The organism is uncultured Dialister sp. (assembly GCF_900538805.1).
Lineage (GTDB): Bacteria > Bacillota > Negativicutes > Veillonellales > Dialisteraceae > Dialister.
The window spans coordinates 1-17,063 of sequence record NZ_UPZP01000012.1 but is presented as its reverse complement, the minus strand read 5'-3'; the positions used below and the strand labels follow the sequence as shown (position 1 = coordinate 17,063).

At 54.0% G+C, this 17,063-nt stretch carries 15 protein-coding genes; all 15 read left to right on the top strand.

Translation table 11 applies throughout. From position 1 onward, the window contains the following. The first annotated feature begins 484 nt into the window (after nucleotides 1–484). The 15 genes from QZQ29_RS02345 (at nucleotide 485) to QZQ29_RS02275 (ending at nucleotide 16,561) form a co-directional block, all read left to right on the top strand. The gene (locus QZQ29_RS02345) at nucleotides 485–1,978 is read left to right on the top strand and encodes an anthranilate synthase component I family protein (RefSeq protein ID WP_296959126.1); all 1,494 of its coding nucleotides are present in this window, start codon (nucleotides 485–487) and stop codon (nucleotides 1,976–1,978) included. Next, the gene (locus tag QZQ29_RS02340; protein ID WP_296959095.1) at nucleotides 1,975–2,559 is read left to right on the top strand and encodes an aminodeoxychorismate/anthranilate synthase component II; all 585 of its coding nucleotides are present in this window, start codon (nucleotides 1,975–1,977) and stop codon (nucleotides 2,557–2,559) included. The genes QZQ29_RS02345 and QZQ29_RS02340 overlap by 4 nt, the downstream gene beginning before the upstream one ends. 1,159 nt (nucleotides 2,560–3,718) lie before the next feature. Further along, complete coding sequence (rpsD, locus tag QZQ29_RS02335; RefSeq protein ID WP_296959092.1) at nucleotides 3,719–4,312, top strand: 30S ribosomal protein S4; 594 nt, start codon at nucleotides 3,719–3,721, stop codon at nucleotides 4,310–4,312. 1,142 nt (nucleotides 4,313–5,454) lie between these two features. Further along, entirely contained in the window at nucleotides 5,455–6,516 is a 1,062-nt protein-coding gene (gene xseA, locus QZQ29_RS02330; protein ID WP_296959090.1) for an exodeoxyribonuclease VII large subunit, read from the top strand. Beyond that, the gene (gene xseB / locus QZQ29_RS02325) at nucleotides 6,506–6,772 is read left to right on the top strand and encodes an exodeoxyribonuclease VII small subunit (protein ID WP_296959087.1); all 267 of its coding nucleotides are present in this window, start codon (nucleotides 6,506–6,508) and stop codon (nucleotides 6,770–6,772) included. Before xseA ends, xseB begins: the two co-directional genes overlap by 11 nt. After that, on the top strand, nucleotides 6,729–7,607 hold the full coding sequence (locus tag QZQ29_RS02320) for a polyprenyl synthetase family protein (protein ID WP_296959084.1): 879 nt from the start codon (nucleotides 6,729–6,731) through the stop codon (nucleotides 7,605–7,607). Before xseB ends, QZQ29_RS02320 begins: the two co-directional genes overlap by 44 nt. A gap of 866 nt (nucleotides 7,608–8,473) precedes the next feature. After that, nucleotides 8,474–9,295, top strand: coding sequence for a TlyA family RNA methyltransferase (locus tag QZQ29_RS02315; protein ID WP_296959082.1), 822 nt, complete (start codon nucleotides 8,474–8,476; stop codon nucleotides 9,293–9,295). 4 nt (nucleotides 9,296–9,299) lie between these two features. Beyond that, complete coding sequence (locus QZQ29_RS02310) at nucleotides 9,300–10,178, top strand: NAD(+)/NADH kinase (RefSeq protein WP_296959081.1); 879 nt, start codon at nucleotides 9,300–9,302, stop codon at nucleotides 10,176–10,178. Nucleotides 10,179–11,012: 834 nt separating this feature from the next. Further along, nucleotides 11,013–12,038, top strand: coding sequence for a PD-(D/E)XK nuclease family transposase (locus QZQ29_RS02305; RefSeq protein ID WP_296959079.1), 1,026 nt, complete (start codon nucleotides 11,013–11,015; stop codon nucleotides 12,036–12,038). 826 nt (nucleotides 12,039–12,864) lie between these two features. Continuing rightward, nucleotides 12,865–13,920 carry a Xaa-Pro peptidase family protein gene (locus tag QZQ29_RS02300; protein ID WP_296959078.1) on the top strand — a complete coding sequence of 352 codons (1,056 nt, stop codon included), beginning with the start codon at nucleotides 12,865–12,867 and terminating at the stop codon, nucleotides 13,918–13,920. Nucleotides 13,921–13,936: 16 nt separating this feature from the next. Continuing rightward, on the top strand, nucleotides 13,937–14,497 hold the full coding sequence (efp, locus tag QZQ29_RS02295) for an elongation factor P (RefSeq protein ID WP_008859000.1): 561 nt from the start codon (nucleotides 13,937–13,939) through the stop codon (nucleotides 14,495–14,497). A gap of 12 nt (nucleotides 14,498–14,509) precedes the next feature. Then, the gene (locus QZQ29_RS02290; RefSeq protein WP_296959075.1) at nucleotides 14,510–14,875 is read left to right on the top strand and encodes an Asp23/Gls24 family envelope stress response protein; all 366 of its coding nucleotides are present in this window, start codon (nucleotides 14,510–14,512) and stop codon (nucleotides 14,873–14,875) included. Further along, nucleotides 14,872–15,219: a hypothetical protein gene (locus tag QZQ29_RS02285; RefSeq protein WP_296959073.1), complete on the top strand. Its 348-nt coding sequence runs from the start codon at nucleotides 14,872–14,874 to the stop codon at nucleotides 15,217–15,219. Before QZQ29_RS02290 ends, QZQ29_RS02285 begins: the two co-directional genes overlap by 4 nt. 11 nt (nucleotides 15,220–15,230) lie before the next feature. Further along, complete coding sequence (gene nusB / locus QZQ29_RS02280) at nucleotides 15,231–15,617, top strand: transcription antitermination factor NusB (RefSeq protein ID WP_296959072.1); 387 nt, start codon at nucleotides 15,231–15,233, stop codon at nucleotides 15,615–15,617. 2 nt (nucleotides 15,618–15,619) lie between these two features. Further along, nucleotides 15,620–16,561 (top strand): glycoprotease, encoded by a 942-nt coding sequence (locus tag QZQ29_RS02275; protein WP_296959070.1) that lies wholly within the window; start codon nucleotides 15,620–15,622, stop codon nucleotides 16,559–16,561. Nucleotides 16,562–17,063 lie beyond the last annotated feature (502 nt).

The window sequence follows — 17,063 nt, the reverse complement described above, 5'->3', positions numbered from 1 at the left end:
CAAAGAGAGTCCTACCCGGTGAGAATGGATGGAAAGGCAGCCTGCCAAATGGACCGCTGAGGGTGCGGCGAAATGGATGACAGAGTATACCGCAACGCAGGGCACGCGTTAGCTGCCGGAGATATGTTGGTATCTCGCAAAGAGCACGATATCGTGAAACAAGGTGGCACCGCGGATTGAATCCGTCCTTGGCAGAGTTATTCCTGCCATGGACGGATTTTTTTACGTCCAGGCAGATAAGGAAGCACCAATTCATTCATAAAGTCTGCTTTTAAAAGAATTCACAGCTAGGGAAGCACTGATTAATTCGCAGAATCGAATTTCATAAGTATTTTTATCCAATGCTATGTCATAAGTCTCCTTAAATAGCTCGCTATTCGCGTCGACTCATTCCTTGCATTGAATAAAAATACAAGAATGAAATCCGATAACGATTTAATCAGCGCTTCCCTAGCGAATGAATCGGCCCTTCCATAAGGAGGTCATTATGTATCCAACATTAGAGGAAGTCAAAGCAATCAGCAAATCCGGTGATTACAGAAGAATTCCCGTCTGCCGCGAAATCATGGCGGACCGTTTCACCACCATCGAAGTCATGCGGACCCTCCGCGCCGCCAGCCATCACTGCTTCATGCTGGAAAGCGCGGAAAATAACCAGCCCTGGAGCCGCTACTCCTTTCTGGGTTATGATCCCACCCTGGAGCTCACCTGCCTGAACGGCCATCTCACCATCACCAAAGGCGCAGAGGGAGAGCATCCGGAAATCATCCGGAAAGAAGTCACCCATCCCGGCGAAGAAATCCGAAAAATCCTTGCCGCCTGCAAGAGCCCGAAACTGGAAGGCCTTCCGCCCTTCACCGGGGGCCTGGTGGGCTATTTCTCCTACGACTACATCAAGTACGCAGAGCCCACCCTGAAGCTCCGTCACGAGGACAACGCCGATTTCAACGATGTGGACCTCATGCTCTTCGACAAGCTGGTGATCTTCGACGCCTACAAGCAGAAAATCATCCTGGTGGCCGGCGTTTCCACTAAAGATATGGACGCCTCCTACGCCAGGGCAGAAGAAGAGCTTACGGCCATGGAGGACCTGCTGAAAAGCGGCGCCAAGGCGGTATTCAAGCCCCTCCATCTGGAAGAAGAACTCAAGCCGGCCCATTCCATGGAAGAATACAGCGCCATGGTGGAAAACGCACGGCACCACATTTACGAAGGCGACATTTTCCAGGTGGTTCTCTCCAACCCATTGACCGCCAGAGCCACCGGCTCCATGTTTGATGTATACCGCCTGCTCCGCATGGAAAATCCCTCGCCCTATATGTTCTATTTCACCAGCGACCACGTGGAAATCGCCGGCGCTTCCCCGGAAACCCTGGGCAAACTGGAAAACGGCATCCTCCACACCTACCCCCTGGCCGGCACAAGGCCAAGGGGCAAAACGGAAGAAGAAGACCGGGCGCTGGAAAAGGAACTCCTCTCCAACGAAAAGGAGCTGGCAGAGCATAACATGCTGGTGGACCTGGGGCGCAACGACCTGGGCAAGGTAAGCCGCATCGGTTCCGTGAAGGTAGAAAAATACCTGAATATCCTCCGTTTCTCCCACGTCATGCACATCGGCTCCACCGTGGAAGGCGCCCTTGCCCCGGGCAAAGACGCGGTGGACGTCATCGACGCCGTCCTCCCCGCCGGCACCCTCTCCGGCGCCCCCAAGCTTCGGGCCTGCGAAATCATTGAAGAAGAGGAATCAAGGAAGCGCGGCATCTACGGCGGCGCCATCGGCTACCTTGATTTCTCGGGAAATATGGACACCTGCATCGGCATCCGCCTGGCCTACAAGAAAAACGGAATCGTCTGCGTCCAGTCCGGTGCCGGCATCGTAGCTGACAGCGTGCCGGAAAACGAATACCACGAATGCATCAACAAGGCCAAAGCCGTAGTCAACGCCATTCACCTGGCAGAAGGAGGACTGGACAAATGATTATTCTCATCGACAACTATGACAGCTTTTCATACAATCTCTACCAGCTGGCCGGGAGCCTCTACCCCGACATCAAAGTCATCCGGAACGACGCCTTGAGCGTGGAAGAACTGGAAGAAATGAAACCGGATGCCCTCCTCATCTCCCCGGGCCCCGGACGGCCGGAAGACGCAGGCATCTGCATCGACGCCATCCGCCACTTCGGCCCCACCCTCCCCATCCTGGGAGTATGCCTGGGCCACCAGGCCATCTGCAAATGCTACGGCGCCACCGTCTCCTACGCCAAAGAACTGGTCCACGGCAAAGCTTACGACGTGGACCTGGACACAGAAAGCCCCCTCTTTGCCGGCATGAGCCCTACCATCAAAGCCGCCCGCTACCACTCCCTTGCCGCCGTAGAATCCACCATGCCCACCTGCCTTAAAATCACCGCCCGCACCAAAGACGGTGAAATCATGGCCGTGGAACACAGAAACTACCCCACCTACGGCCTCCAGTTCCACCCCGAATCCATCATGACCCCGGAAGGAAGAAAAATCCTGGAAAACTTCTTCGCCATAGTGGAAAGAAGGGGGAAATAGGTTCGGAGGAAAAGGTTGACGGGCCTTCGGCCCGAAGGTTCTTAAGGTTCTAAAGTTTGACGCAGCCTGCGGCTGCGAGGGTTGTGGTGGCGGCTCCGCCGCAGTATTTAGCCCCCATGATTGTGCCCCCTGAACAGGGGGAAAGGTGGTACGCCAGTACCAAAGGGGGACGGGCCTGCAGATTCAGAGGGTTCTTAAGATTGACCGGCCTTCGACCGGAAGGTTCTTAAGTTTGACAGCGGCCTTTGGCCGCTGAGGGTTGTGGTATCGCCGCCTTTGGCGGCGATGAGTATATAGTCAGCGTTACGGGATTCCCTTCCCGCCCTACGCGTCATTCTGAACGAAGTGAAGAATCGCCGGTCGACCAACTAAAAGGAAGGCCCTTTTATGGGCAGGCTAAGGGCCAACTTTGGTCGACTCGCGCATTCTATGCAGAATGCGCGCAGTACATGCAGCATATGAGGCAAATGCTGTTAAATACCAGTCGGCGGGAAGGTGCCGCTTCGCGGCGGCGGTGGGCGTCTTTTATAGCGTATAAGACGCCTCTTATGATAAAACCTTTACAACCGCCCTGGCACGAAAGGAAAACAAGCAAACCTCGCTTCGCTCGTTGGAAATGCACCCCTATCCCCGCCTGCGGTGGTACTTCTCCTAAAGGGAAGCATGTCACTGGATTTTCGGGTCGTTTCACTCCCCTACAAATCCAGTTCCTTTGCCACCCCGGAGGGGGAAGTTTTAGCCATGCTATAAAATGAGCAACTTAAGTTAGCAATAAGGAAAGCATAGAGCAAATCTCCCCCTCCGGGGGAGACGCCGCCGCAGGCGGCAGAAGGGGTGCATTTCCCTCGCCCGTAAGGGCGGTTGTATGGTTTTTACCAGCTCACTAGCCCACCAGCTCACTAGCCTACTAAAGCTGTTTTATCCATACTGGCGGCGAAGCCGCCCACCTTCATTTACCATTTACAATTCACCATTTACCATTTCCTCAGGGCGTCCCCCATTCCCCATTCCCGAATCCCCAGTTTCTAGTCCCCACTGTCTCACTGTCCCACTAACCACCCCACTCCCAAAAATATATTGACATTGCCCCATGAATCCCTTATAATATAAAAGCTGTTCATATTCGATCAGCATAATTTTTAGAGAGGTGATTTACACAATGGCAACAAACAGAAATCTCCGTTTTAAGACAAGCAGACGTTTCGGCGTAAACATTTACGGCCATCCGAAAGCGTTAAAACGGCAGGTCGCTGACGCTCGTCAGAAGAAACAGTCCGAATACGGCGTACAGCTGGCTGAAAAGCAGAAGGTTAAAGCGATGTACAACCTGCTGGAAAAGCAGTTCTACCGCTATTATGATAAAGCAAGGAGAATGTCCGGCGTCGTAGGCGAAAACCTGCTGTTCCTGCTGGAAACCAGACTGGACAACCTTGTATACCGTGCAGGCTTTGCACGTTCCATCCGTCAGGCTCGCCAGATGGTTACCCACGGCCTCATCACCGTTGACGGCAAGAGAGTGGACATTCCGTCCTACCCCGTTCGTCCCGGACAGGTGATTTCCCTGAAGGAATCCTACAGAACCAATGAAATGTTCAAACAGTCCTTCCAGGAACTGAAGACCTTCGATCTTCCTTACATCGAAAAGTCCTTCGACAACTGGACCGCAACCCTCACCCGTTTCCCCCAGAGAGACGAACTCCCCTACAAAGACGAAGTCAACGAAACCAACATCGTCGAACTGTACTCCAAGTAATAGTTCTCTGTGGACTGAGACAGATGCAGAAGAGGAAATGCTTTTTGCGAAGCATTTCCTCTTTTTTCATGCCCTTTCCCCGGAAACACGTCTGTCCCACCACCAAAAGCCCGCCGGATAGCCATTGGGCTTAGGGAATGAATTGACACAAGTGCTCTCCGCCGCTGTCATTTCGACCGAAGTGGAGAAATCTCACGCCGGAATGGAACAACCCCATGAATGTCACAAGTGCTCCCCGCCCCGTTATCATTTCGACCGAAGTGGAGAAATCTCCTGCCCCAGTGAGACAAGCCGCATGGCGGTGGAAGATTTCTCGACTCAGAGCCTCAATGGAGCTCAAATACCTATATCCCCATACCTGCACGCAGCCCCGCTCGAAATGACATGTGGGGCGGCCAGCTTTACAGTCATGGAGAAGGAAAACAAATGGCACCGGTACCTCCCCGCCCCACTGTCATTTTGATGAAAGCCGGTCAGCCGCCAATAGGAAAGCCTCCTAATCGCTGGCCGCCAAATGACAGACCCTTACCGCAGGCCGGTATTTACCGGCATTTTCTCACTTGCTATTCTTCCCAAGATTCTTCGCTTTGTGGAGACCCTGCAGAGGGTCTCCACAAAGCCGAAGTTGGCCCTGCGTAGAGCAGAAATGGAGCAACATTATCATTCTTAACCTCGTACACCCTATGGCCCCTCAAGGGGCAACGAGAATTAAGAAGGGCCTTCCTTTTGTTTGCCCGACCGGGATGGAGCTGGGGGGAGCCCTGAGGAACACCGAAAAGATATAGTAAAAACCTGACGCCCCTATCCTCCGTCGCCTACGGCGCCACCCGCTGGCCGGGCTTTAAGGTGTTCGCTTAATGTGCAGGCTATGCTCACACAAGAGCCCGGCTCAGAAATCCTCTGCAGGATTTCTGCCTATGGAAGGGGGCTATAAACTGCGGCGAAGCCGCTACCTTCCCCCTTGAGCGTCAGCGAACACAACCCTTCTACACAACCCGCCGCCGTCAGGCGGTCCCAACCTGCGCCGTCAGGCGCGGCCCCTTTTTTTACTGCGGCGAAGCCGCCACTACAACCCTTTGAACCCTTTGAACCCTCTGAACCTTCTGAACCCTCACGCCCAAAGGGCGTGTCCATAAAACATCATGAAAATCTACTCAGTCAACGAATGCTCCCGTCTTCTGGCGGGGCGAATGAAGAAAGATTATGTATTCAGCCATGTGGCTGTGCGGGGGATGATTTCCTCTGTGCACGCCCATTTCTCCGGCGTCACTTATTTCACCCTTCTGGGGGAGGAGTCTCGTCTTTTCTGCCTGATCGGCCGAATGGGCGGTGCTTTTCTTACCAGAAGTCTTGAAAGCGGCATGGAGGCCACGGTGCTGGGGGATATCCGTTTCAACACTTCCTCCGGCTGGCCGGTGCTCTTTGTGGAGCGGGTGATGGATGTCCAAAAGAGCCGGGACGCCGAGGAAAAGGACGCCATGATGAAGGAGCTGGAGGAGAAGGGGTATTTTGACCCCTTCCGGAAGAAGGGGCTGCCGCCTTTTCCTTTCCACATCGGCATTATTTCGTCCGAAAGCGGCGCGGTGGTCCATGATATCGTGAAGACCGGGCGCCTCCGGAATCCCTGCGTCCGGTATACCCTCTACAGCACGTCGGTGCAGGGGGAGGGGGCGGCCCTTGACATGGCGGAAAAAATCCGTGAAGCCCAAGGGGCGAGGGACAAGCCGGATGTGCTGATTTTGGCCCGTGGCGGCGGGGCGGAGGATGACCTTCGTCCTTTTAACGAAAGGGTGCTTCTGGAAGCCATCCATGCATGCACCATCCCTTTGATTTCCGCCGTGGGCCATGAGACGGACACCACCCTTTCCGACCTTGCCGCCGACCGGCGCGCGTCCACGCCTACCCAGGCGGCGGAAATGGCCATACCGGAACGGGCGGCGTGGCTTTCCCTTCTTGGAAACGCCGCAAAGGAGCTGGAGGAATCGCGGAAATCCCGTTTCCTTTCGAAGAAACAGGAAATCGCGGGGATTCTGGTTTCCATGAAGGAGAGGATTTCCCCGGAACGCCTCCAAAGTCTTCGGCTGGAAATCAAGTCCCTCATGCTTTGTCTTGACAGGGAAAAGGAAAGCTGTTTGAAATCCCGGTACCGGGATGTGCTGGAATTACTGGTTTGCCTGCAAAGGAGCGGGGGACATGGACAATAAATCGCTTACATTTGAAGAAAGCATGGAAATCCTAAAGGACGCAGCTCGCCGGATTTCCTCAAAAGACTCGGCCATCGATGAAATGGCGGCGGTCTATAAAGAGGGCATGGAAGCCGCAGCCCGCTGCCTCTCCATTTTGAATGAAGTGGACGGCGAGCTTACGGTGATTTCACAAAAGACAGAGGAACTCTTGGAAAAGGAGATGGAAAACCATGATTCGGGAAGCGCTGAAAGTAAAACAGAAGCTCATCAATGACAGACTGGCGGTCCTTTTGAAATCGGACCGGCTTGAGCACAAGACACTCTACGACGCCATGAACTACAGCCTCCTGGCAGGAGGGAAGCGGATCCGCCCCTTCCTCTTTCTCACGGTGCTGGATACCCTGGGCGTGGACAGCAGCCGCTATGTGGACGCCGCCTGCGCCCTGGAATGCGTGCACACCTATTCTTTAATCCACGACGACCTCCCGGCCATGGACAACGACGACTACCGCCGCGGCCGGCTCACCAACCATAAAGTCTACGGTGCCGGCATGGCCACTCAGGCCGGCGACGGCCTTCTGACCTTTGCCTTCCAGCTCCTGGCGGAGCAGAAACAGATTCCCGCGGACGTAAGGATCGAACTTATAGACATCCTCGCCCGCGCCGCCGGCCCCGAAGGCATGGTAGGCGGCCAGGCCCAGGACATGGAAGCCGAGGGAAAGCCCCTGACCCTTTCCCAGCTCAAAACCCTGGATGCCTGCAAAACAGGCTGCCTCCTTGCCGCCCCCGTCTCCATGGCCTGCGCCGTGGCAGGAGCGTCCCTGAAGGACAGGCTGCTCCTCGAAACCTTCGCCGCCCACCTGGGCCTCCTCTTCCAAATCACCGACGACCTCTTGGACGAAAAGGGAAACCTGGAAGACATGGGCAAAATGCCCGGGCAGGACGAAAAAGACCACAAATCCACCTTCGTCACCATCCTGGGCGTAGAAAAAGCGGAGAAATACGCAGAAGAAGAAGCGGAACTTGCGAAAGAGGCATTGGCAAAACTCCCCTTTGATAGTACAATTCTCTATGAACTGACTGAACTCATGGTGCATAGGAAGAAGTAGGGACACGGCCGGAGGCCGTGAGGGTTGACGGCCCTTCGGGCCGAGGTTTGACAGACCTGCGGCCTGAGGGTTCTAAAGTTTGACGCGCCGATGGCGCGAGGGTTGTGGTGGGCGCCCTTCAAAAAGAAGGGGCGCCAGTTTGAATAAAACAACTTTAGTGGGCTAGTGGGCTAGTGGGCTAGTAAAACCAAACAACCGGGCTTCGCCGGGGGAAAACAAGCCAACCACGCCTGCGGCATGTTGGAAATGCACCCCTTCTGCCTACGGCACCTCTCCACGGGAAAGCGTCTCACACGATTTTCAGTCGCCCAAGGGCTCCCTACGAATCGTGTTCGCTTGCCACCCCGGAGGGGGAGGTGCTAGCGGCGCTATGCAATGAGTGGCTTAAGTTTGCACTAAGGGAAGCGGAGCGCAGACTTCCCCCTCCGGGGGAAGTACCGCCGCAGGCGGGGATAGGGGTGCATTTCCAACGCCCGCCAGGGCGGTTGTTTGGTTTTCGCTGCCGACAGGCAGCGCTGCCGCCTCAGGCGGCAAAGGCTCCTTCCTCAGAAAGGAGCTGGGCGAAGCCCTGAGGATAGGTCCGAATTCCCGCCGACTGGTATTTAGCAACAGCTGCGACACTAACGGCTTTTACCGAGATCCTTCGCTGTCGCTCAGGATGACGGTGGGAGGCGGGAAGGCAAATCCCGTAACGCTGTCTTTATACTCATCGCCGCTAAGCGGCGATACCTTCCCCTTGAGCGAAGCGAACACAACCCTTCTACACAACCCGCCGCCGTGAGGCGGTCCCAACCTGCGGCGCCAGCCGCCCCCCCTTTTTTATTTGCGGCGCCAGCCGCTATTATCACAAACAACGAGGTACCCATTTGGCTAACCGGAAAGTAAAGAAAGAACGGCTTGATGTGCTCCTGGTGGAGCAGGGATTTTTTGAAAGCCGGGAGAATGCAAAACGTCATATTATGGAAGGCATCATTCTGGTGAATGATGTGCCTGTGGATAAAGCGGGGACGAAGGTGCCTGTGGACGCCAGGCTCCGCATCAAGGGCCATGTCATGCCCTATGTGGGGCGGGGCGGCTATAAGCTGGAGAAGGCGCTCCAAACCTTTTCCATCGACCTTAAGGGAAAGGTGATGGCGGACATCGGTGCTTCCACCGGCGGTTTCACGGACTGCGCCCTGCAGAACGGTGCTGCCAGGGTCTTTGCCATCGACGTGGGCACGAACCAGCTGGACTGGAAGCTCCGTTCCAATCCCCAGGTGGTGAACATGGAGAAAACGAATATCAAGGTGGTGACGAAGGACCTCCTTGGGGGAATGGTGGATTTCATTTCCACCGACGTTTCCTTTATTTCCGTCACAAAAATCATCCCTGCCGTCCACTCCATCCTGAAGGATGACGGCTCCCTTGTGATTCTCATCAAACCCCAGTTCGAAGCGGGCCGGGAAAAGGTGGGGAAGGGGGGCATTGTGAAGGATCCCAAGGTGCATGCGGAAGTCATCGAAGACACCCTGGCTGCCTTTGCAGAAGAACACCTCTACTGCCACGGCCTCACCTATTCGCCCATTAAGGGGGGCTCCGGAAATATCGAATTTCTGGCGTGGCTGAAGAATGAGATGCCCGATAAGGACATCACATCGGCGGATGTGGAAAAAGTTGTGGAAGAAGCCCATACCGGCTTGAAAGGATAGGGGAATGAAATTTGGCATTTATCCGAACCTGGGAAAGGCGGATTTAAAGCAGGCCCTCTTGGCATTGACCGGCCTCCTTAAAAAGAAACAGATAGACTACAGCTTTCCTCTTTCCATGAAAAAGGGACTCATGGAAATGGGATTTACAGAGGAATGCTATGAAACGGAAGAAATCATGGGAAAGAGGGACTTCATTCTCTCCGTAGGCGGAGACGGCTCCTTCTTAGGCGCCGCCCGTACCTTCGCCGACTACCCGGTCCTCATGGCAGGCCTCCATCTGGGAGACCTGGGTTTTTTGAACGCCATGACCCTTTCGGACATGGAAAAACGGATGGACCAGATCCTTGCCGGCGATTTCAAGAAAGAACGGCGCCTCTACCTTGTCTCGAAGATTGTCCATGAAGACGGGACAGAAGAAACGCTGCCCCACGTGCTGAACGACGTGGTCATCGGCCACAACTCCATTGGCCAGCTTGCCCGGATCCGCCTCTTCATCAATGGCAGCTTCATCCAGGAATACGCCGCCGACGGCCTCATCATCTCATCGCCCACCGGCTCCACCGGCTACTCCCTCTCCTGCGGCGGCCCGGTGCTGGGCCCCTCGGACGACCGCATCATCATCGTCCCCATCTGCGCCCACACCCTCCAGCGCTTCGCCATGGTCCTCTCCAGGGACGACGAAGTCAAAATCACCGTGCCGGAAAGGGAAAAAGAACTCTGCCTCTCCCTGGACGGAGCCTACAGCTTCTCCTTCTCCAACAAAGATACCCTCTACGTAAAGAGCACAGAAAAACCCATCCGCTTCCTCCGCTTCCAAGACCAGGACTTCTTCGGAAGCATTACAAGAAAACTGGTGAGAAAAGTAGCGGACTGCGGGAAGTAAGGGACACGCCCTGCGGGCGTGAGGGTTCAAAGGGTTCAAAAGGTTCACAGGGTTCAGAGGGTTGTGGTGGCGCCTTTTAAATAATTGGAGGCGCCAGTTTATAGAAAACCGTACAACCGCCCTGCGGGCGAGGGAAAAGCGTTCCCCCTTTGGTGACTGACGCCACCACCTTTCCCCCGCAAGCGGGGGCACAACAACCCGTGCTTAACGTAGAGCAATTTTTTGAAGCAAATGTTTGCCGGGGCTTTATTGTCCCACCGCTTTTGCGGGGGGAAGGTGGTTCCGTAAGGCACCAAAGGGGGAGAAGCCGCCGAAGGCGGCTCCTTCCCGCCGACTGGCATTTACCAGCCAATGAGACACTATCGGCAAGTACCGAGATTCTTCGCTTCGCTCAGAATGACGAGCCCCGCGGGAAGGGAAGAACGCAACGCAGGCTCCTTCCGCAGGTGGCAATCCTGCATAGGATTGCCAAGTCGGGCAAAGTTGGCCCTTAGCCTGCCCATAAAAGGGCCTTCCTTTTGTTTGCCCGACCGGGATGGAGCTGGGCGATAAGCCCTGAGGAACACCGAGTAATGCACTTTATACTTATGAGTCAAATTAGGCCCTTTCAGGGCCTCGGCCTTTCTTTGAAAGGCCTGCTATCCTCCGTCGCCTAACGGCGCCACCTCCTTCCAGAGGAAGGAGGCTAACGCATACCGTCATACAGCTCTGCTCGAGATGACAATGGGGGCGGGCTGCTTTTCGTTACTTTGCAAAGCATAGAATGAATTGATTATTTCCTTGCATCTCCTTCTAAATTTCCGTAAAATGAGGATGGAGAAAGGGGGCGAATCCATGAAGGAACAGCGATTTATCATAACGGAAAGTATGATGGATTCCCTATACGGCTACAATAACGCACAATATGACCAGCATGCCAAGCGGCTCCTGGCCAGTCGGAAGCTGCTGGCAGAAATCGTGAAAAAAGTGGTTCCGGAATTTCATGATGTCAGTACGGCGGATATTGCAGAACAATACATCGAAGGGGCGCCGCAGGTAGGAAATATTCCTGTAAACCCGGGATTGACTAATGCGGTACCGTCTCAAATCAAGGGCGACCGGAATGAAGATGGGGCGCCAAAGGAAGGATATATTACCTACGACATCCTCTTCCATGCCCGCGCACCGGGAACAGGGGAGCCCATCACACTGATTATTAACGTGGAGGCCCAGCGTACGCAGGTGGAATCCACTTTAGGTTATCATTTGATGAAACGGGCTGTCTTTTACGTCTGCCGCCTGATTTCCTCACAAAAGGAACGGGAATTTGAAGGGAAGGACTATAATAGTATTAAGAAAGTCTATTCCATCTGGATATGCATGGATTCCCCCAGTGGAAACAGCTATATTAACCATTACAAGCTGGAAGAAAAACACCTGCTCCACCGGTATAAGGAAGCGGCAGAAAACTACGATTTACCCAATATAGTTGTTATCAGTCTTGGTAAAAAAGCAGATAAGGATAAACTGATTCACCTGCTGCAGGTTCTTTTTAATGAAAGGAAAAGGTCCTTTGATTCCAAAAAAGAAGTCCTGGAGCAGGAGTATGGTATAAATATGACACCAGACATGGAAAAGGAGATGACTACCATGTGCAACCTGAGCTTAAATATTTCAGAAGAGGCAATGAATGAGGGCCGAGTTTTAGGCCGCGAAGAGGGACGTGAAGAGGGTATTAAAGAAGGCGAAGGCAGAGCCTTGAGCAGAACCGCCATTCGCTTCCTTTCCATGGGCCTGTCTGTGGCTGACGTGGCGAAGGGGACGGGGCTTTCCATCGAAACGGTGGAAAAGTTGAAGGAGAGCATGGAACAAAAAGGGTAATCTGCGTATATAAAAGAGCTGTGAGGAAATATCATTCATTTCCTCACAGCTCTTTTGCAAGCAGCTTGATTTCTATCGTCTAAATCCACGCCCCTATCCTCCGTCGCCTAACGGAGCCTCCCTTCCTAAGGAAGGGGGGCTCTGACTCTCCGTCATGCAGCACTGGTGACACAAGAAGTAAGCACGTAACGTTAGGCTCCTTCCTCAGGAAGGAGCTGGGAGAAGCCCTGAGGATAGGTCCGGAAGATTACACACTGATAGTCCGGCAGCTTTCCCGCCGATTGGTATTTATTACTGAATGTTTCATATGCTCCTAGTACCGAGATCCTTCGCTGTCGCTCAGGATGACAGTATGAGGCGGGAAGGGAATCCCGTAACGTTAGGCTCCTTCCTCAGGTGGCAATCCTGCATAGGATTGCCAAGTCGGGCAAAGTTGGCCCTGCGTAGAGCAGAAATGGAGCAACATTGTCATTCTTACCCCGTACACCCTTTTGCCACTTCGTGGCACTTCCCCTCAAGGGGAAACGAGAAATTTAGAGGGGCCTTCCTTTTGTTTGCCCGACCGGGATGGAGCTGCCCGATAGGGCTGAGGAACACCGAAAAGATTTAGTAAAGACCTGACGCCCCTATCCTCCGTCGCCTCCGGCGCCACCCCCTTCCTGAGGAAGGGGGCTATAAACTGCGGCGAAGCCGCTGTCAAACCTAAGAACCTTACGAACCTTCGGGCCGAAGGCCCGTCAACCCTCACGCCTTCGGCGTGTCAAAAAATCTAGACAAAAGGCCCGAGATACTGTATGATTATAGGGTAATGGAAGAGAGTGATCTTGTGATTGATAAACAAATGATTTCCAAATCCCTTTCCAAATGGGGCGTGGACGGCCTGTTTGTTGAGAAGGATGAGAATTTGCGGTACATCAGTGGATTTACCGGTTCGGACAGTTATCTTTTCGTGACGGCCGACGCTTTTTATCTTCTGACTGATTCCCGGTATGTGGAGCAGGCGAAGGAGGAAGCGAAGGGCTTTACGGTGGTGGATTACAAAGGGAAGCTGGCGGAGGTGCTGGCTAGGCTCTCGAAGTCCCATCATGTGAGGAAGCTGGGTATTGAGTCGGTTTTGTCTTACAGGATGTATCTTTCTTTTGACGAAACTATGCCGGATGTGGATTTTGAGTTCTGTCCGGTGGATGAGGTGCGCCGCATCAAGTCGGAGGAGGAGCTTTCTCTTTTGAAGAGGGCCTGTGAAATTTCCGATGAGGGTTTCAAGAACACCATTCCCTATATCCGCGCCGGTGTGACGGAGCGGTATCTGCAGGCGGTGCTGGAGTGCGAGATGCTGAAGGCGGGGTCTGAGGGGAAGTCCTTTGATACCATCGTGGCTTCCGGCGAGCGGGGGGCTTATCCCCACGGCACGGCGACGGATAAGGTCATCGAAGAGGGAGACCTCATTACCTTTGATTTCGGCGCCATTTATAAGGGGTATCATTCCGATATTACAAGGACCGTGGCTGTTGGAAATATTTCCAGCCGCCAGCGTTTCCTTTACGATAAGGTTCTTGGCTGCAATGAGCATGTGGAAAGTCTTTTGAAGGCGGGCATGCGGGCCGATGAGGCGGATACGGCGGCCAGGGAGTATTTGAAGGCCTTTGAGCTGGATGGGTATTTCACCCATGCCCTTGGCCACAGTGTGGGTCTTGAGATTCATGAGGCTCCTGTTCTGGCCCAGCGGGACCATTCGGTTCTGGAAGTGAATATGACGGAAACTGTTGAACCGGGGGTATATCTCCCCGGCACTGGTGGAGTCCGTATCGAAGATACGGTTGTTATAAAGCAGGATGGCATTTCCATTCTGACTCTATTTCCCAAAAAATTTTTGCAAGTGTAGCAGGAGGAAGATTTAAATGATTTCTAGTAATGATTTACGTCCCGGTATTACGGTTGAACTGGATGGCCAGGTTTGGCAGTGTGTGGAATTTCTGCATGTAAAGCCGGGCAAGGGCGCTGCTTTCGTTCGTGCAAAGCTGAAGAACCTGCAGAACGGTTCCGTGGTTGAACGCAAGTTCAATGCAGGCATCAAGCTGCAGCCGGCTACGGTAGAACGCAAGCCCATGCAGTACCTCTACGAAGCTGACGGCTCCTACTGCTTCATGGATACAGAAACCTATGAACAGATCATGCTGAACAAGGAACAGCTGGGCGACAAGATCAACTTCCTGAAGGAAGAAATGGAATGCACCGTTATGTTCTTCAACGGTAACATCATCGGCGTAGATATCCCGAATTCTGTAGAACTGAAGGTCGTTGAAACGGAACCTGGCATCCGCGGCGATACAGCTACCGGCGGTTCCAAACCGGCTAAACTGGAAACGGGCTATACCGTATCTGTTCCGCTCTTCATCAATGAAGGGGAAGTTCTCCGCATCGATACCCGTACCGGTGCATACATTGAACGTGTAAAATAATCGGGCCATTCTATGGAAACGGTATCTCTGGAAAATGAGCTGGGAAAGGTGCGTGTCACTGACCGGGTGATTGCCATTATCGCCAGGGCGGCGGCGCTGACGGTGCCGGGCATTGCAGGCATGGGGGAGACTTTCCTCCAGAGCCTTTCTTCCGTGATTTCCGACAAGGATACCGATGGCGTCCACGTCGGCATGAAGGACGGCGCTGTGGTGCTGGACCTCTATGTGTACGTCCGTCACGGCATGCGCATTCCCGGGGTAGCGCTGAAGCTGCAGGAAACGGTGAAAGAAACGGTGTCCGACACCCTTGGCGTCCGGGTGGCTGCGGTGAACGTCAATGTGTCCCAGATTATTTTTGATAAGGACAAGGCAAAATGAGTCAGGATGAATCCATTACCATTGTGCCGGAAGAGGAAGTGTATGAGAAAATCGAGAAGGCCGTGCTGGCGATTCCCGAAGTTTCCCATTTCACAGCCGACGGTTTCCAGGACATGATTTCCGGTATTTCCCAGGCCTTCGGCTTTCATGGCCACAAGGGCCTGCTCCTGCGCCGCAGCAGGAAGAAGGGAATCAAGGTGGACATGTCCCTGGCCCTCCATCGGGGGTGCCGGGTGAATGAAACCGGCCGCTACGTGCAGATGGTGGTAAGGAATCTTCTCCTTACCCTGACGGATGAAACCATTTATGGAATAGATGTAACCATTACTGATATTGTGGATTGAAAGAGGTCATCATGAGCAGAAGAAACGCAAGAGAATATGCTCTTAAGGTTTTATATTCCCGGGAGCTGAATCCGGAAACGGAAACTATCGATTCCGGCGAATTGGAGTTAACCGAAAAGGACAGGGCTTTTGCAGATGCGCTGGTGAAGGCGGCAGCTGAGCATAAGGAAATCGATGAAAAGATTTCCGCCCATCTGACCAACTGGTCTCTTTCCCAGCTGAACGTGGTGGATAAGAACATCCTCCGCCTGGCGCTGGCTGAATTCTATTTCATGGGTGACGAAGCGGAGGACCGGAAGCTCATTATCAACGAAGCCGTGGAAATGGCCAAGGTCTACGGCGGCGAATCGTCCTACCGTTTCGTGAATGCCGTTCTGGATAAGGCAACGAAAGGATAATCATGGCAAGGTTTCTTGGAATAGATACCAGCTGCTACACAACGTCGGCCGCTGTCTATGACTCTTCCGGGGAGCCGGCAGGGGAAGAAAGGATCGTGCTTTCCGTAAAGGAAGGAAACCGGGGGCTCTCCCAGTCCCAGATGGTATTCCAGCACACCAGAAATCTTCCCGTCATCCTGCAGAAACTTTCTCCCTTGCTGCAGGATATCAAAGGAATAGGAGTATCTTCTTTTCCACGGAGGCGGGCTGATTCGTACATGCCCGCCTTTCTTGTTGGAAAAGGCGCCGCCTTTTCCCTTGCTGCCGCCCTCCACGTACCGGTCTACGAATTCAGCCACCAGGAAAACCACGCCCTGGCGGCCATCAGCAGGCACCCCTCCCTCTGGGGAAAGCCCTTCTACATGATGCACATGTCCGGAGGCACCATGGACGTCCTCTCCGCCCTCTGGCAGGGAGAATGCATGGAAATTACAACCCTCATGGACTCCAAAGACATCACCGCCGGCCAGCTCATCGACCGCGTCGGCGTCGCCCTGGGCCTCCACTTCCCCTGCGGAAAAGAGCTGGAAAAACTGGCACTGACGGGCCATCACACCTACCACATCCCCAGGTCTGCCGTCAAAGGCGCCTTCTCCTTCTCCGGTCCCGAAACCAAGGTCCAGCGCGACATCGCCTCCGGAAAGTACGCCAGAGAAGACATCGCCGAAGGAGTCCTGGAACATATAGGAAAAGCCCTGGACAAAGAACTCTCCGCCTGCCCCTTCGAAAAAAGACCCTTCATCGCCGTAGGCGGCGTCATGGCTAACAAGTACCTTAGGAGCCGGGTGGAAGACATTCTTGGAAAAAAGGGAATCAAAGTCTACTTCGCCGACGTGGAAACCAGCAGCGATAACGCGACAGGAAACGCCTTCGGGGCGTATATGAGAGCCGCCTGCGGCGGCTGACACGCCTTTGGCGTGAGGGTTCAGAAGGTTCAAAAGGTTCTAAGGTTTGACGCGCCTTCGGCGCGAGGGTTCTGGTGGGCGCCTTTTAAATAATAGAAGGCGCCAGTTTGGATAAAACAACTTTAGTGGGCTAGTGGGCTAGTGAGCTAGTGAAACCAAACAACCGCCCTGCGGGCGAGGGAAAAGAGGCCCCCTTTGGTGGCTGGCGCCACCACCTTTCCCCCTCTTCGAGGGGGCACAACAACCCGTGCTTAATGTAGAGCAACTTTTTGAAGCAAATGTTTACCGGAGCTTTATTGTCCCACCGCTTTTGCGGGGGGAAGGTGGTGCCGTAAGGCACCAAAGGGGGAAAAGCCGCCGGCAGGCGGCTAACTCGCCGTCATGTTTAGAATGACGATGAGGGCGGGAAACCAATCCCGTAACGCAGGCTCCTTCCTCAGGTGGCAATCCTGCATAGGATTGCCAAGTCGGGCAAAGTTGGCCCTGCGTAGAGCAGAAATGG

Excerpts from the sequence above, each read along its gene's own strand:
- QZQ29_RS02340 (WP_296959095.1), top strand. The coding sequence starts at position 1,975 with ATGATTATTCTCATCGACAACTATGACAGCTTTTCATACAATCTCTAC.
- rpsD (WP_296959092.1), top strand. The coding sequence starts at position 3,719 with ATGGCAACAAACAGAAATCTCCGTTTTAAGACAAGCAGACGTTTCGGC.
- xseA (WP_296959090.1), top strand. The coding sequence starts at position 5,455 with ATGAAAATCTACTCAGTCAACGAATGCTCCCGTCTTCTGGCGGGGCGA.
- xseB (WP_296959087.1), top strand. The coding sequence starts at position 6,506 with ATGGACAATAAATCGCTTACATTTGAAGAAAGCATGGAAATCCTAAAG.
- QZQ29_RS02320 (WP_296959084.1), top strand. The coding sequence starts at position 6,729 with ATGATTCGGGAAGCGCTGAAAGTAAAACAGAAGCTCATCAATGACAGA.
- QZQ29_RS02310 (WP_296959081.1), top strand. The coding sequence starts at position 9,300 with ATGAAATTTGGCATTTATCCGAACCTGGGAAAGGCGGATTTAAAGCAG.
- QZQ29_RS02305 (WP_296959079.1), top strand. The coding sequence starts at position 11,013 with ATGAAGGAACAGCGATTTATCATAACGGAAAGTATGATGGATTCCCTA.
- efp (WP_008859000.1), top strand. The coding sequence starts at position 13,937 with ATGATTTCTAGTAATGATTTACGTCCCGGTATTACGGTTGAACTGGAT.
- QZQ29_RS02290 (WP_296959075.1), top strand. The coding sequence starts at position 14,510 with ATGGAAACGGTATCTCTGGAAAATGAGCTGGGAAAGGTGCGTGTCACT.
- QZQ29_RS02285 (WP_296959073.1), top strand. The coding sequence starts at position 14,872 with ATGAGTCAGGATGAATCCATTACCATTGTGCCGGAAGAGGAAGTGTAT.
- nusB (WP_296959072.1), top strand. The coding sequence starts at position 15,231 with ATGAGCAGAAGAAACGCAAGAGAATATGCTCTTAAGGTTTTATATTCC.
- QZQ29_RS02275 (WP_296959070.1), top strand. The coding sequence starts at position 15,620 with ATGGCAAGGTTTCTTGGAATAGATACCAGCTGCTACACAACGTCGGCC.